This window comes from Streptomyces sp. yr375, assembly GCF_900110755.1.
GTDB lineage: Bacteria > Actinomycetota > Actinomycetes > Streptomycetales > Streptomycetaceae > Streptomyces.
The window spans coordinates 82640-96359 of record NZ_FOFF01000019.1 but is presented as its reverse complement, the minus strand read 5'-3'; the positions used below and the strand labels follow the sequence as shown (position 1 = coordinate 96359).

Genomic DNA, 13720 nt, shown 5'->3' with positions numbered 1-13720 from the left:
GGCTGGGGATGGTGTGTCGGCACACAGCGACGCCGACGACGTCCAGCACCCGGTCACGACAAGCCCCGAACGCAGATGTGCCCGCCAGTCCGTTCCATGGACTGGCGGGCGCCAACAGGACCGCGGCCTTGACGTCCTGCTCAACGATGGGACGCATAGCGACTCGCGCCGCATGAAAGGGCGTTGCCACCGAGGGCGTCGAGCAAGCGCGGGGTCAGCCCTTGACGAACGGCTTCAGTGGTGGACGGGAGTCCCCCGGTCGGCCGATCCGTGCGGACCACGTGGGTGGTCCGCCCCCTCATGGCGGTCGAGTACCTCTCTCGGTTCCATCGAGGCGCGGGCATCCCGGTGGCACAGGGTGCCGTAGGGCTCTCCCGGGGTACCGGTCGGCCCGGTCGGCGGGCCGGGTGGCCCATGGTCCGTCGGGACGCGGGGGCGGACGCTGGAAGTGGTCAATCCGTACGCTTTCCGGAGGTACGCCATGAACGCTTCCCCGACCATGAGCATGCCGCGGGCCCTGCCCCCGAAGCACCGCGAACAGTTGATGAAGTTCGCCCGCGAGGTGTCGATCCCGCAGGGCACCCGGCTCTTCCAGGAGGGCGCCCGCGCCGACCGGTTCTGGATCATCCGGACCGGCACGATCGCCCTCGACATGCACGTGCCCGGCCGCCGGGCCGCTGTCATCGAATCGCTGGGGCACAACGAACTCGTCGGCTGGTCCTGGCTGTTCGGGCCGCCCTCCTGGCACATGGGTGCCGAGGCGACGACTCCGGTGCGTGCCTGGGAGTTCGACGCCGCGGCCGTACGCACGCTGTGCGGGGACGATCCCTCGTTCGGTGTGCACGTCTTCCAGTGGGTGGGAGACATCGTGGCCCACCGGCTGCGCGCGGCCCGCACCCGGCTGCTGGACCTGTACGCCCCGTACGGCAGCGGCGGCATGCGGTGACCGCGCCGACGGACCGTGACGAGCGAGGAGTGACCATGAATGGATCGCCGCACATCGTGAGCGACGTGATGACCCGTACCGTCGCCGCCGTCGGCCGCGGGGCCGCCTTCAAGGACATCGTGCGCACGATGCAGGAACGGAGGGTCAGCGCCCTGCCCGTGCTCGACGCGGCGGAGCGGGTGATCGGGATCGTCTCGGAGGCCGACCTGCTGCCCAAGGAGGAGTTCCGCGACGACGACCCCGACCGGCGCACCCAGGTGCGCCGGCTGTCCGACCTCGCGAAGGCCGGCTCGGTGACCGCGGGCGAGCTGATGACCGCGCCCGCCCTCACCGTGGGCCCCGGGGCGACCCTCGCGCAGGCCGCGCGGACCATGGCCCGGGCCAAGGTGAAGCGACTGCCCGTCGTCGATCATGCGGGCCGGCTGGAGGGCGTCGTCAGCCGGGCCGACCTGCTGAAGGTGTTCCTCCGGGACGACGAGGAGATCGCGGAGGAGATACGGCGCGAGGTGGTCGCGTACCTGTTCCCCGGTCCGGCGTCGGATGTGCGGGTCGAGGTCCGGGACGGTGTCGTACGGCTCGGCGGTCGGGTACGGGACACCTCCCTGGTCCCGGTCGCCGCGCGGCTGGTGCGAGCCGTCGAAGGGGTCGTGGACGTGCGATTCGACCTCGCCGAGCCCGACCGCTCCGCGTAGCGCGACGTACGCAGCCCACACGACGTTGCCCCGCCGGTGTCGGCGGGGCAACGTCGTATCAGCCGGTCCTGCGCCCCCACCGCGCACCGGTCCGCTCCCATTCCTCGCCCCACCGCTCGGTGGCCCGCCGCTCCACCCGCAGCCGGATCAGCCGTCCGCCCGCGAGCACGAACAACCCACCGGCCAGGCCGACCCCGGTACCGGCCATCACCACGCGTGCCGTCTCCACGGTCGGACTCGCGGGCTCGTCGACCAGGTGGCCGTGCCCGTCCGTCCACACCGGTACCGAGCTGCCGACGGCGGTTCCGGCCTTCACGTCCGCAGTGGCGGTACGGACGGTGCCCCGCGCGTCGGTCCAGCGCACGTTCGCGCGCGCCAGGTTGTAGGTGGCCGGGGCGCGTGCACCGGGCGGCACGGTGCCGAGCAGCACGGCGGTGGCCGGCCGATGTTCCGCTCCGCTCCTCGCCTGCGCGGTCTCGACGGCCTGGGCGCCCGCCACCCCTGCGACGGCTCCCCCGGCTGTCGCGAACGCCCAGGCGGCAAGGACGATCCATGCCTCGACCGCATCGCTGTGCCGGCGCAGTTCGTTGCGCCGCCAGCGCCACCCCAGGACCTTCACGCGCTTGGTCTTCCGCATCGGTCACACCCCCTCACGGGCCTCATGGAGACGAGAACAACAGGAAGGTCTCACCGGGTGATCGCCTCGGGGAGGGGCCGCCGGACCGTCGTATGAGGGCCGGTCGGGACAGGTCGAAAGGGCCGGTTGGGCCGGTCGGCCCTAGTGCTTCCGGGCCGGGCGCGTGATGATCGAGGTCACGGACGGCCCGCAGTCCGTTCATACTCCGGGGAACGAGGCGTCGAGATGGCCGAGGCACACACCTTCACCGCACAGGACCCGATCCGCGTCTTCCTGCTGGACGACCACGAGGTCGTGCGACGCGGTCTGTCCGACCTCCTGGACGCCGAGGAGGACATCTCGGTGGTCGGCGACGCCGAGAACGTCGAACACGCCCTCGTACGAGCCCCCGCGGTGCGCCCGCACGTCGCCGTCCTGGACGTACGCCTACCCGACGGCGACGGCATCACCGTCTGCCGCGAACTCCGCGACCAGATGCCGGAGTTGGCTGTGCTGATGCTCACCTCGTTCGACGACGAGGACGCCCTGCTCGACGCCATCATGGCCGGTGCGTCCGGCTACGTCCTCAAGCAGATCAAGGGCTCCGACCTGGTCTCGGCGGTACGCACGGTCGCCTCCGGCCAGTCGATGCTCGACCCCGCGACGACCGCCCGCCTGATGCGCTCACTGCGGGCCGAACCGGCCCAAGCCCCGGAGATGGCACCGGAGTTGGCGAGCCTGTCGCCGCGCGAGCGGGAGATCCTCGCGCTGATCGGGGACGGCCTGACCAACCGCGAGATCGGCAAACGGCTGTATCTGTCGGAGAAGACGGTCAAGAACCACATCTCCCGGCTGCTCGCCAAGCTGGGCGTCCAGCGCCGGGTACAGGCCGCGGTCCTCGCCTCGCACCTGGAACAGCCGGAGTCCAGCGACAGCTCGGCCCGCTGAGCCACGCGCCCGGGCCGTCCGGCGCGACCCCAGGCCGTACGGCCCCTCCCCCGGCCCTCCCCGCAGCACCACGCTGGACAGGCACAGCCAACAGCTCTGCCGCCTCTCGGGCGCGGGGCGGGGAGGAGACCCCATGTCCAGCACGGTTCTCGACGTCCCGACCCTGGAAACGCTGATCGCGGCGTCCGTCGCCGCGCCCTCGATCCACAACACCCAGCCCTGGCGCTTCCGGCTCGACCCGGACACGGTCACGCTGGAGATCCGGGCGGTCGCGGAACGCGGTCTACGGCACACCGACCCGTCGGGGCGCGCCCTGCACATCTCGGTCGGCTGCGCGCTGTTCAACCTGCGCGTCGCGGTGGCCCACTGCGGCTGGGAGCCCGTGACCCGGCGGCTCCCCCGGCCCGCCGAACCGGACCTGCTCGCCACCGTACGACTCGCCGGAACCACCCGGCCGCCCACAACCCCACATCTCTACGACGCCCTGTGGCGCCGGCACAGCAGCCGCTTCCCGTTCTCCGACCGGCCGGTGCCCGCCTCCGTCCTGACCGAACTGACCGAAGCCGCCCACGCGGAAGGCTCCGTGCTGGAACTCCCCGGCCCCACGAGGACCGACCGGCTGCTGCGGCTGACCCGGGAGGCGGAGCAGCGCAACACCGCGGACACCGGCCGGGCCGTGGAGAGCCGCCGCTGGGTCCACCCTCCCGACGCCGAGTCGTTCGGCATGCCACCGGAGGCGATCGGCCCGCAGGACTTCCGGGAGCAGATACCCGTCCGGGACTTCGGCGCCCACCGGAACCCGACGGCAGTCGCCGCCCGCCCCTTCGAGAAGCGGCCCTCCATCGCCGTACTGTCCACCCTCCACGACCGCCGCACCGACTGGCTGCGCGCCGGAGAGGCGCTCGAACGCGTCCTGCTGGTGGCCACCGCCCACGGTGTGAAGGCATCCCTCCTCCATCAGGCACTGGAGTGGCCCGACCTGCGCGAGCACCTCCCAGACGGCCAACGGCAGCACGCACAGATGGTGCTCCGCCTCGGCTACGGCAGGCAGGGGCCCGCCTCGCCGCGCCGGTCGGTGGGTCAGTCGTTGGAGCAGAGTTCACGGCCGACCGCCGTGCCGGGTGTGGCCGCGCGTTGAACGACCGCCGTCCGAGGCCACGGCCCTGGATCGGGTCGCCCGTCGCACGTGCGAGTGGCCGGGAGAACACCCTCTGGCGCTCCACCGGCCACTCTCTGTTTCGGACGTCCATCGGGGACTAGCAGCGGACCAGGGCGACGGGGCAGTCGGCCTCGCGCAGGGCGGTCCGCCCGACCGGGTCCAGCAGGCCGCCTCCGAACCGGGACCAGCTACGCACGCCGACCACCAGGAGCTGGCTGTCGCCGCTGGCCTCGACGAGGGATCGGCGGGATCGGCCCTGGGGCCGACGGCAGCGCAGGATGACGTCCGGGTACCGCTTGCGCGGTTCGGACAGGGTCTCGGCGAGCGCGAGGTCCTCGTCGTCGTCCGCCACGGTGGTGGTGGACCCGCTCTGCGGCCGTGTGGCGGCGGCATGCCGCAGATGCACGGCCACCACGTCGGCTCCCCGCAACGAGGCCTCGGCGAAGGCGAATTCGGCGGCTTCACGGAGTGTCGACGTGCCGTGGACGGCGAGCAGCACGGGGCCGGCCGGGTTCGGCCTGCCGCGCACCACCAGCAGCGGACCCGACGCGCGGGCGGACAGACACCCGGCGAGCGAGTCGTCGCGCAGGGTGCCGTGCCCACGTGTGGCGTTGCTTCCGACGACGGCCAGGGACGCGCGGTGCGACTCCGCCCCTCGGGCCCGTACAAGGGCTGACCGGCGGAGAACGCGCTGGGCCCTCGCCGGTGCGCCGGGCATGGGGATGCAGCAACCGCATGACGTCCTGGGCTCGCGGCCCGGCCAGGGCTTGGGGCGATCCACGGTGGCAGAGCGGTGCCTACTTCCCGGTCACCGGCACCTTCCACACGAGTGCGGTGCCGCCCTCCGGCGGAGTGGTCCACTCCAGCGCTCCGCCGAGCTGCTCGGCCCGCTCCTCCATGTTCCGCAGCCCGCTGCGTCGGCCGTCGGCCGGTATGCCCACGCCGTTGTCGGTGACCGACAGGCGTACTTCGCGGCCGTCGGTCATCAGGGCAACGTCGGCGCGGTCGGCCCGGGCGTGCCGGGCGATGTTGGTCAGTGCCTCGGACAGTACGGCGATCACGTGGTCGGCGGTCTCCCGGGGCACGTCGGTGTCGACCAGGCCCTCCATACGGACGCTGGGTGCGAAGCCGAGCACGGGAGAGGCCTCGCCGACCGCGCGCACGACACGGGCCCGCAGCCCCGTCCCGGCGCCGCCGTCACGGGCCCGCAGGCCGAAGATGGTCGACCTGATGATCTTGATCGTCTCGTCCAGGTCGTCCACCGCCCGCACCACGCGTTCGGCGGCCTCCTCGTGCTCGATGAAACGGCCCGCACTCTGCAGAGTCATGCCGGTGGCGAACAGCCGTTGGATGGCGAGGTCGTGCAGGTCCCGGGCGATGCGGTCGCGGTCCTGGAGTACGGCGACCTCCTGCGCGTCCCGACGGTGGTCGGCAAGTTCCATGGCGACGGCCGCTTGGGCGGCGAAGTCCTGGAGGGTCTCGGTCTCCGTCGCCGAGAAGGGCGGTCGCCCGGCCTCTCGTGCCAGCAGGACGACACCGCGCACACCCGCCTCTGCCGTACCGATGGGCACCGCCACGGCGGGACCGAGTCCCCCGAAGCGCGGTGGATCCAGCGAGATGCGACCGTCGTTGCCCACGTCCGCGCTGGTGACGGGAGCGGCACTGGAGAACGCCAGCCCCATCAGGCTGCGGTCCAGAGGCAGCACGAGCCCCTGGTGCGCCTCCGCGTCCATCCCTACGGCGATCTCCACGGCAAGCGACCCGGTGTCCTCCATCGGCAGCGCCACCGCCGCGAGGGCGGATCCCGTGATCTCGCCGGCCCGCTCGGCGATCAGGGCGAGGACGTCGGTACGCGCACCGCCGGACATCAGCCCGTGGGTGATCTCGGCGTTCGCCTGAAGCCAGCGCTCGCGCAGTCGCGACTCCTCGTAGAGGCGGGCGTTGTCGATCGCGACACCGGCCGCGACGGCCAGCGTCGACAGCACCGACTCGTCGTCCTCGTCGAACTGCGCTCCGCCGTGCTTCTCGGTCAGATACAGGTTGCCGAAGACCTGGTCGCGCACCCGGATCGGGACACCGAGGAAACTGTTCATCGGCGGGTGGTTGGCCGGGAAGCCGTACGAGGCGGAGTGCTGGGAGATCTTCGTCAGCCGCAGCGGCTCGGGGTGACGGATCAGCTCGCCCAGAATGCCGTGGCCCTGCGGATAGGGGCCGATCTCGGCGATCTGCTCCTCGGTGACACCGACGGTGTGGAAGGCCGACAGTGCCTTGCCGTCCGGGGTGATCACGCCGAGCGCGGCGTACTCGGCGTCGACCAGGACCGCCGCCGCTTCCACGATGCCGTGCAGTGCCTGTTTTTTTTCCAGCTCCCGGCCCACCGAGAGGACGGCCTCCAGCAGACTGTGCACGCGGTCGCGCGTACCCCGAGCCGTGTCCAGGCGGGCCTGAAGCTCCTCCAGCAGCTCGTCCATCTTCAACTGGGGCAGCCGGACCCGGGCCACGCGGGACTCCTCAGGGCTTCCCACCGGTGATCCTCCAGTTCGCCTCAACACACCGCCGGCCTACCGCTCCGGTCATGTGCCACGGTAGCGGCCCCGCGCCGGTGAGGATACGGGGATCAAGCACCTGGAGAAATGTTCCGGGACCCGAGAACTCGATCACCGGCCCTCCTCTCCGGGCGGCACCCGTCCTGACGGCGACGACCGCCTGACCACACCACTCGACGCCGTCCTTGACCATCTGGTTCGACGACACGGAAACGGGACCCACTGGCCCGCGTACAGGGCCGGGCGGCCCTGTACGCGCCCGCGGTACCAGGGCCAGTCTGGAACTGCTGACGAACGATCAAAGGAGTGGAGCAGATGACGCTCAAGGACAACGGCAGCCAGACCCCTTCGCCGGCCGCCGTACAGGTACGGACCGAGGGGGACGTGGACGCGGAAGCACTCACCTACCTGCGGGCCAAGCTGAGCGCGGTCCTCGACCGCCCGGGGCTCGCGCCCGTCGGCGGCGAGGTGCGGATCGCCAGGGCCGCGGCGCACCACGTCGACCAGCCGTGGTCGGCCGGGGCCAAGATCCGGGTGGGGAGCGATCTTCTCGTCGTCCACGCGCGGGAGGCGAGCGCGCACGAGCTCGCGGACCGGCTGCAGGACCGGCTGCGCACCCGCCTGGACCGGGTCGTGCACCGCGAGGACACGGCCCGCAGGTCGGCCACACCGCCTCCGTGGCGCGGCGGCCCGGCGGACGGTCGGCAGGATCCGTAAAGCATGCTGCGGGCGACTGCCCGTCGCCCGGCACGAAAGGAACGGCCGCTCCGGACACGGCAGTTGGACGGCCGTTTCCCTCCGGCGCAGGTGAAGGAGGAAAGTGCCGTGAAGACCCACACCGTCGGTGAAGTGATGACGAGCGACGTCGTCCGGGCGCATCCCATGACCCCGTTCAGGGAAGTGGTCCGGCTGCTGGAGCGGCGCCGCATCAGTGGGGTGCCCGTCGTCGACCACGACGACAAGGTGCCGGGTGTGGTCTCCGGAACCGATCTGGTGCGCGAGCAGGCACGCAGGGCGCGCGACGGAGAGGGCCGCATCGCCACGGCGGAGCACCTGATGTCGACGCCCGCGGTCACCGTGCACCCGGAGCAGCCCGTCCCGGACGCCGCGCGGGTGATGGAACGCCGTGGCATCGAACGGCTGCCCGTGGTCGACGAGGAGGACCGCCTGATCGGCATCGCCACCCGCCGCGACCTGCTCCGGGTCTTCCTCCGCACGGACACGGACATCCGCCGTGAAGTGATCGACGACGTCCTGGTCGGCGCTCTCGGTCTGGCCCCCGACAGCGTCACCGTGCTCGTCCGCGACGGTCTGGTCACCCTGACCGGGCCGGAGGAGCGCCGTAGCGACGTCCCGAAGGCGATCCGGGCGGTGTGGCGACTGGAGGGAGTCGCCGGAATGGTCAACGGCCTCACCCACCACGTCGACGACGGCCCGCCACCGGCCCGGCAGGCTCCGGAGCAAAGGGCCGATCGGACACGCCCCAGGGCCGAACGGCCCTAGCCCGACCAGCACCAGAACGCCTGGAATGGCCTGATCAACCCCAGACGCCCCACCCACCGGCCGCCACCCGGGTGGTCCGGTGGGCCGCAGGCCGGAGACATCGAGCAGTGAGCGAAAAACCTGTCGCGAGGCATCCCGAGGCCCCGGCCTCGGAGCCGTCGCGCCGGACCGTCGAGATCGACGGCGCGGAGGCACTGCGGCTGCTGGGCAGTGTGCCGATGGGGAGGATCGCCTTCACCCGCCAGGCACTGCCGACCATCCGCCCCGTGAACCACATCGTGGACGACGGGAACATCGTCATCCGCACGCACGAGGGCGCGGCCCTGACCTCGCGCACACTCCAGGCCGACGGCCCGGGAGTCGTCGTGGCCTACGAAGCCGACGCCATCGACCCCGACACCCACCTCGGCTGGAGCGTGGTGGTCACGGGATACGCCCACCTGGTCACCGACGCCCGCGAACTCGCCCGGTATCAGGCGCTGTTGCGCCCCTGGGTGCGGCAGCCGATGGACTACGCGGTCCGCATCCACCCGGACCTGGTCACCGGGCTCCTGCTCGTCCCCGTCGACCAGCCGGCCGAAGCCTGACACCAGCCTCTCCGGTGCCTGCCTGTCCGAGTCTCGGACGGGCGAGCACGGTTGCCCATATCGACCGCTCGCCGCCCCCACGAAGTGCGCGTCAGCCATGAGGAACCACCACTGGGGACGCCGGTCACCGGCTCCCACGCCGCGGTCGGCCGACTCTAAGGCGAACTCGATTACGGGATCGTGGAGTTCGCCGCAATCGAGGCCGACTACGACGTCGCAACAGGAAGCCGTCTCGCGGGCGGCCCCAGTCGGCAACAGCAAGGCGTTCGGTCAAGCCGTCCACGCCGACGGTGACGGTACATGACGGAACACCAATGACCGGGGTGCCAGCGCCAGTTGGCGGTGGCACCCCGGTCGCGACGGGTAACCGGCTGTCTACTTCAGCCAGTTGTGGTCGCGGACGATGGGGAGCGTGGTCCAGAGCTTGCCGAGACCCCAGGTGACACCGGACACCAGCGCGATACCGACGCCCAGCAGACCGAGCATGAACAGCCAGTTCGCCCAGCCCGCACCGGCCCAGTCATGGAACGTCGACTCCATCGGACCCGCCGCCACCGAACTCAGGAAGCCCTTGCCCACAGGAAGACGAACCCCGTCAGCAGACGCAACGACGCGAACGCGTAGGCACGCGTCGCAGCGGTCGCCGCCGTCGTGTCGGTGGTGACCTGTGCCGTTCCGGTCCGGTGGAAGGACGGGAAGCGGAATCGTGTGTGGTGTTGGGGGTGGTTCTGGACTGCCATGCTGCTCATCCCTTTCGAAGGAACGACGCTTGGGATCCGACGACTCTCGTCGCACCCTCGATGTCTCGCGGCGGGCGGTGGCGGCGGAGGGGCTGCAGGTCCCGGCCGAGGGCCCGAACGGCCCTGTCTGCCGGGTCACTTGGCGATCGGCACCACTACGACAGGGCAGTGGGAGCGGTGCAGCAGGGTGTGCGCCACCGGCCCCAGCCGCGGGCCGAACCGGTGTGTGCGGTGGTGTGCGCCGACGACCACGAGGGCGCAGTCGCGCGTGGCCTCCAGCAGGGCGGGCGCCGGCCCGGTGCGAACCGTACGGCTCTCGACCTGGACAACGGGGTGCCGCTCGCTCAGCCGGGCCAGGCTGAAGCGCGGTACGGACTCCTCCGCCCTCGCCTGCTGGGCGAGTTGACCCTGGTCCGGGCTCACCGCCGGGAGCAGTGAGGGCAGTTCGGGGGTGACGTGCCGGTGGGTCCAGGAGTGCAGGACGTGCAGCGGAACACCGCGCCGCTCGGCCTCCTGGAAGGCGTAGCGGGCCGCGTCCTCGTCGCCGTCGCCCTCCAGGCCGAGCAGCACGGGCCGGCCGTCGTCGCAGCGGTGGTCGCCGCGGACGACGAGCAACGGACTGCGCACCTGCGCGGCCAGGCGCAGGCTCACCGAGCCGAACAGCAGGCCAGCGATACCGCCCATGCCCCGGGTCCCCACGACGGCGAGATCAGCGCCCTCGCTCTCCCGCACGAGCGTGCGCACCGGACCACCCACTGCACCCCTGGTCACCACCGACAGTTCCGGGTGACGTGCGGTGAGGCGCGTGACTGCCAACGCCAGGACCGGGCCGGACTCGTCGCTGTCGGGCACGGCGTACACGACACGCAGTTCGGCGCCGCGGCGCGCGGCTTCGTCCGCGGCCCAGTCCAATGCCCGGACCGAGACGAGCGAACCGTCCACTCCGACGACCACATGATGGAGAGTCATGTCCCTTTTCCCTTCTGGCTGTTGCGTGCTCACCCTGTTCGGCGGGAAGGGGCCGCCAGGACGCACAACGGCTCCGATGACGATGCTCGTCCGGCGCGGACGGGTCAGGGCAGGGACCACGGGAACCTGATGACATGCCGTACGGCCCCTTCTTGCCGGGCCGTACGGTCCAGGGGTCGTTCTCTCACGGACGAAGGGAGAAGGGGGAGATCTGACGCACGTGGGCTCACCGATGAGAAACCTGCAAGCTTGGTCACGGACGGCGGCGGACCGGTCGATGAGTCGCTCGGCGAACGCGCCCGGCGATTCCGAGCCGGTCAGGTGCAGCCCCGTCTCGCGCAGCGCCTCGCGGCCCAACTGCGCCGGGTGCGTCCTGACCAGCTCGCCGACCAGACCCACGCGCACTTGAGCGAATGCGCCGAGGTGGACTCGGCGGTAGTGCCCTTCGCTGGGGCTGAGGTTTTACGGACAGGCCGCCGGAGGAACGGGCTCCGGTCGTCAGGTCGCGTCGGTGAGATCGACCCCGTACAGCGAGTGCCCGCCGACGAGTTCACGTCCCGTCACCAGCTCGGGTTCGACCCGTACGAAGACCTCCTGGGGCGAGGGCACCCAGGAGGACGGCCCGGTCCGGGTCAGGCGTTCGTGTTCGCCCGGGTCGGTCACCACGGTGGCCGACCCTGTGACGACGACGCTCCAGCCGGAGTGCGCAACAGCATCGACTTCGTCGGCCTCGAAGGCGACCACCGAGCCGTCGATCGCGCGCACCAGCTCCGAGGCCGCGGAGGTGCGCAGCAGCACCGCCCCGTCGTGGTCCAGGGAGAAGTTCACGGGCAGGACGGCGGGCAGGGCCTGGCGAGTGTGGACGATGCGGCCGACGGGCACCTTGGCCAGCCGGCGCAGGCACTCGTGTGGTTCCAGTTCGCGGAATCCGTCGTTGGAATACATCAGCCAGTCCGTCTCTCGCCGGGTCTGTGTACGGGTGTCACTCCATGTTTCGCGCCGCAGGCTTGACGGGTGAGGGGCCATCGGTCCCGCTCGCCTCGGCGAAGGTCCCTTGGCGCGTGGTGATCCGGCGTCCGGTGAGGCTCAGCGCGTCGATGCGGATCCACTCCTCGCGTTGGCCGCCGGCCCACGGTGTGCTGAACGCGTGTTCCGTCAGACGCCGCACGTCGTCCGCGTCGGTCACGGTCCGCGCCCGGCCGAGCGCCAGCACGCTCCAGCCTTCCGCGAACGCCTCGTCGATACGGTCGATCTCGAAGGTCACCTGGCAGCCCGCCGCCCGGGACGGCATCGCGCCGGGAGCGGTCCGGTAGACGATCGCGCCGTCGACCACGCTGTAGTTGACGGGGACGATGACGGGTCCCGAAACGGTGGGTATCGCAACCCTGCCCACCCCCTTCGTGGACAGCAGCTCGCGGCACTCCTGGACGGTCAGCGCGGTGAACTCGGGGTCAAAACCGGCCCGCCCCGCACCGGGCGTCTGGTCCCCGGTGCCTCCGGCGAGATCGGTCACGGTGGTCTGCAGCACCTCGGCGAGCCTGAGCAGAACGCCCCGGCCCGGCGCGGCACCGGGGAACTCCTCCAGGTACTGGAGGTAGCTCGCCGCCACGCCGGCCCGGTCGGCCGTCTCCTCGCGGGAGAGGTCAAGTGCCGTGCGCCGTACGGCGATCCGGCGTCCGAGGTCACCCGCGGGTGAGCCCTCTGTCATGCTCAGCGGGAACGGGTCAGGCATGGCTGGTCACGTCCTTTCGTCCTGCCGCCTGGACGGCGACTTCCTCGTGCCGGGTCCCGCCGAGGACCACCTTGAGGGCGCCGGTGTCGGCCGCCTTGGCGAAGACGTCGTACGCCTCCTCCATGCGCTCCAGCGGGAAGGTGTGGGTGACCAGCGCGCCGGTGGGCAGCCGGCCGGCCGCGGCCATGCGCAGCAGGGTGGGTGTGGAGTGGGTGTCGACCAGGCCCGTGGTGATGGTGATGTTCTTGATCCACAGGTCTTCGAGGTGCAGGGTCGCGGGTTTGCCGTGTACGCCGACGTTGGCGATGTGGCCGCCGGGGCGCACCATGCGGGTGCACAGTTCGAAGGTCTCCGGCACGCCGACCGCCTCGATGACGACGTCGGCGCCGAGCCCGTCGGTGACGTCGGCGATCAGTTCCTCGGGGGTCTCGCGGGCATCCACGACGCTGTCGGCGCCGAACCGCTTCGCCGCGTCCAGCCGAGCGGGGGCCAGGTCCACGGCGACGACGCGCTCGGGTGAGAACAGGCGGGCGGTGGCGATCGCCGCCAGTCCGACCGGGCCCGCTCCGACGACGGCGACGGTGTCTGCGGGACGCACCTGTCCGTTGAGCACGCCCACCTCGTACCCGGTGGGGAAGATGTCCGCCAGCAGGACGGCGTCCTTGGCGTCCAGCGTGCCGGGCAGTGGGTGGACGGAGAGGTCGGCGTGCGGGACGCGCACGTACTCGGCCTGGGTGCCGTCGACGAGGTGGCCGAGGATCCAGCCTCCGCCGCCGCGGCACTGCCCGTACGTGGCCTTGCGGCAGTAGGCGCAGCGCCCGCAGGCGGTGATGCAGGAGACCAGGACCCGGTCCCCGGGCCGTACGGTCCGCACGTCGGAGCCCGCTTCCACGACCTCGCCGACCGCCTCGTGACCGAGCACGGTGCCGGGGCGCACCTCGGGCACGTCGCCCTTGAGGATGTGCAGGTCCGTTCCGCAGATGGTGACGGCGTCGACGCGCACGATCACGTCGGTGGCGTCCTTGATGCCGGGATCCGGGACGGTGTCCCAGGACGACTGGCCCGCGCCGTGGAAGACGAAGCCCTTCATGACGTTCCTTCCTCGTACGGTCGGCTGCCCCCCTGTGTCCAGGGTGTCCGGGTCCGTCGGTCCTGGCTTGGGCCGGTCGGCCCTCATAGGCCGGCCGGACGGGCTCGTTACGCCCCGGCGTCCGTGGGGTGGGCCGAACGGCCCGGGTCGAACAGGTGGACGGGGCTGGTCGGCCCTTCCGGGCGGGACCAC

14 protein-coding genes and 1 pseudogene are annotated in these 13720 nt (G+C 71.5%); 7 read left to right on the top strand and 8 right to left on the bottom strand.

The features are described 5' to 3' along the window. Positions 1-481: 481 nt before the first annotated feature. Together BMZ82_RS20270 and BMZ82_RS20265 are read left to right on the top strand one after the other, a co-directional pair. A complete protein-coding gene (locus BMZ82_RS20270; protein ID WP_093777711.1) occupies positions 482-946 on the top strand; it encodes a Crp/Fnr family transcriptional regulator in 465 nt (154 codons plus the stop codon). Between the two features lie 35 nt (positions 947-981). Beyond that, positions 982-1638 (top strand): CBS domain-containing protein, encoded by a 657-nt coding sequence (locus tag BMZ82_RS20265; protein ID WP_093777709.1) that lies wholly within the window; start codon positions 982-984, stop codon positions 1636-1638. A gap of 58 nt (positions 1639-1696) precedes the next feature. Here the strand turns inward: BMZ82_RS20265 and BMZ82_RS20260 are convergent, their stop codons facing one another. Then, the gene (locus BMZ82_RS20260; protein WP_093777707.1) at positions 1697-2275 is read right to left on the bottom strand and encodes an Rv1733c family protein; all 579 of its coding nucleotides are present in this window, start codon (positions 2273-2275) and stop codon (positions 1697-1699) included. 225 nt (positions 2276-2500) lie between these two features. Between BMZ82_RS20260 and BMZ82_RS20255 the strand changes: the two genes are divergently transcribed. Further along, the gene (locus BMZ82_RS20255) at positions 2501-3202 is read left to right on the top strand and encodes a response regulator (protein ID WP_093777705.1); all 702 of its coding nucleotides are present in this window, start codon (positions 2501-2503) and stop codon (positions 3200-3202) included. A 133-nt stretch (positions 3203-3335) separates the two neighbouring features. Next, positions 3336-4340, top strand: a complete 1005-nt coding sequence (locus tag BMZ82_RS20250) for an Acg family FMN-binding oxidoreductase (protein WP_093777703.1) — start codon at positions 3336-3338, stop codon at positions 4338-4340. Positions 4341-4458: 118 nt separating this feature from the next. Here BMZ82_RS20250 and BMZ82_RS20245 read toward each other — a convergent pair whose 3' ends face one another. Both BMZ82_RS20245 and BMZ82_RS20240 read right to left on the bottom strand, forming a co-directional pair. After that, positions 4459-5079, bottom strand: coding sequence for a universal stress protein (locus tag BMZ82_RS20245; RefSeq protein WP_093777701.1), 621 nt, complete (start codon positions 5077-5079; stop codon positions 4459-4461). Positions 5080-5158: 79 nt separating this feature from the next. Further along, positions 5159-6886: a sensor histidine kinase gene (locus BMZ82_RS20240; RefSeq protein WP_177244574.1), complete on the bottom strand. Its 1728-nt coding sequence runs from the start codon at positions 6884-6886 to the stop codon at positions 5159-5161. A 336-nt stretch (positions 6887-7222) separates the two neighbouring features. Between BMZ82_RS20240 and BMZ82_RS20235 the strand changes: the two genes are divergently transcribed. The 3 genes from BMZ82_RS20235 to BMZ82_RS20225 all read left to right on the top strand — a co-directional run bounded on the left by BMZ82_RS20235 (position 7223) and on the right by BMZ82_RS20225 (position 8997). Continuing rightward, the gene (locus BMZ82_RS20235) at positions 7223-7624 is read left to right on the top strand and encodes a hypothetical protein (RefSeq protein WP_093777699.1); all 402 of its coding nucleotides are present in this window, start codon (positions 7223-7225) and stop codon (positions 7622-7624) included. Between the two features lie 108 nt (positions 7625-7732). Beyond that, complete coding sequence (locus BMZ82_RS20230) at positions 7733-8410, top strand: CBS domain-containing protein (RefSeq protein WP_256252013.1); 678 nt, start codon at positions 7733-7735, stop codon at positions 8408-8410. Positions 8411-8517: 107 nt separating this feature from the next. After that, positions 8518-8997 carry a pyridoxamine 5'-phosphate oxidase family protein gene (locus tag BMZ82_RS20225; protein WP_093777697.1) on the top strand — a complete coding sequence of 160 codons (480 nt, stop codon included), beginning with the start codon at positions 8518-8520 and terminating at the stop codon, positions 8995-8997. A 375-nt stretch (positions 8998-9372) separates the two neighbouring features. On the opposite strand, the pseudogene BMZ82_RS20220 reads toward BMZ82_RS20225, so the two are convergent. The 5 genes and pseudogenes from BMZ82_RS20220 to BMZ82_RS20200 form a co-directional block, all read right to left on the bottom strand. Further along, positions 9373-9737 (bottom strand): annotated as a pseudogene (locus BMZ82_RS20220) (hypothetical protein). 135 nt (positions 9738-9872) lie between these two features. After that, a complete protein-coding gene (locus BMZ82_RS20215; protein ID WP_177244573.1) occupies positions 9873-10706 on the bottom strand; it encodes a universal stress protein in 834 nt (277 codons plus the stop codon). A 498-nt stretch (positions 10707-11204) separates the two neighbouring features. Further along, the gene (locus BMZ82_RS20210) at positions 11205-11651 is read right to left on the bottom strand and encodes a pyridoxamine 5'-phosphate oxidase family protein (RefSeq protein ID WP_093777693.1); all 447 of its coding nucleotides are present in this window, start codon (positions 11649-11651) and stop codon (positions 11205-11207) included. A 37-nt stretch (positions 11652-11688) separates the two neighbouring features. Beyond that, positions 11689-12438 carry a helix-turn-helix domain-containing protein gene (locus tag BMZ82_RS20205; protein WP_093777691.1) on the bottom strand — a complete coding sequence of 250 codons (750 nt, stop codon included), beginning with the start codon at positions 12436-12438 and terminating at the stop codon, positions 11689-11691. Further along, the gene (locus BMZ82_RS20200) at positions 12431-13528 is read right to left on the bottom strand and encodes a zinc-dependent alcohol dehydrogenase family protein (RefSeq protein ID WP_093777689.1); all 1098 of its coding nucleotides are present in this window, start codon (positions 13526-13528) and stop codon (positions 12431-12433) included. Before BMZ82_RS20200 ends, BMZ82_RS20205 begins: the two co-directional genes overlap by 8 nt. Positions 13529-13720: the final 192 nt, after the last annotated feature.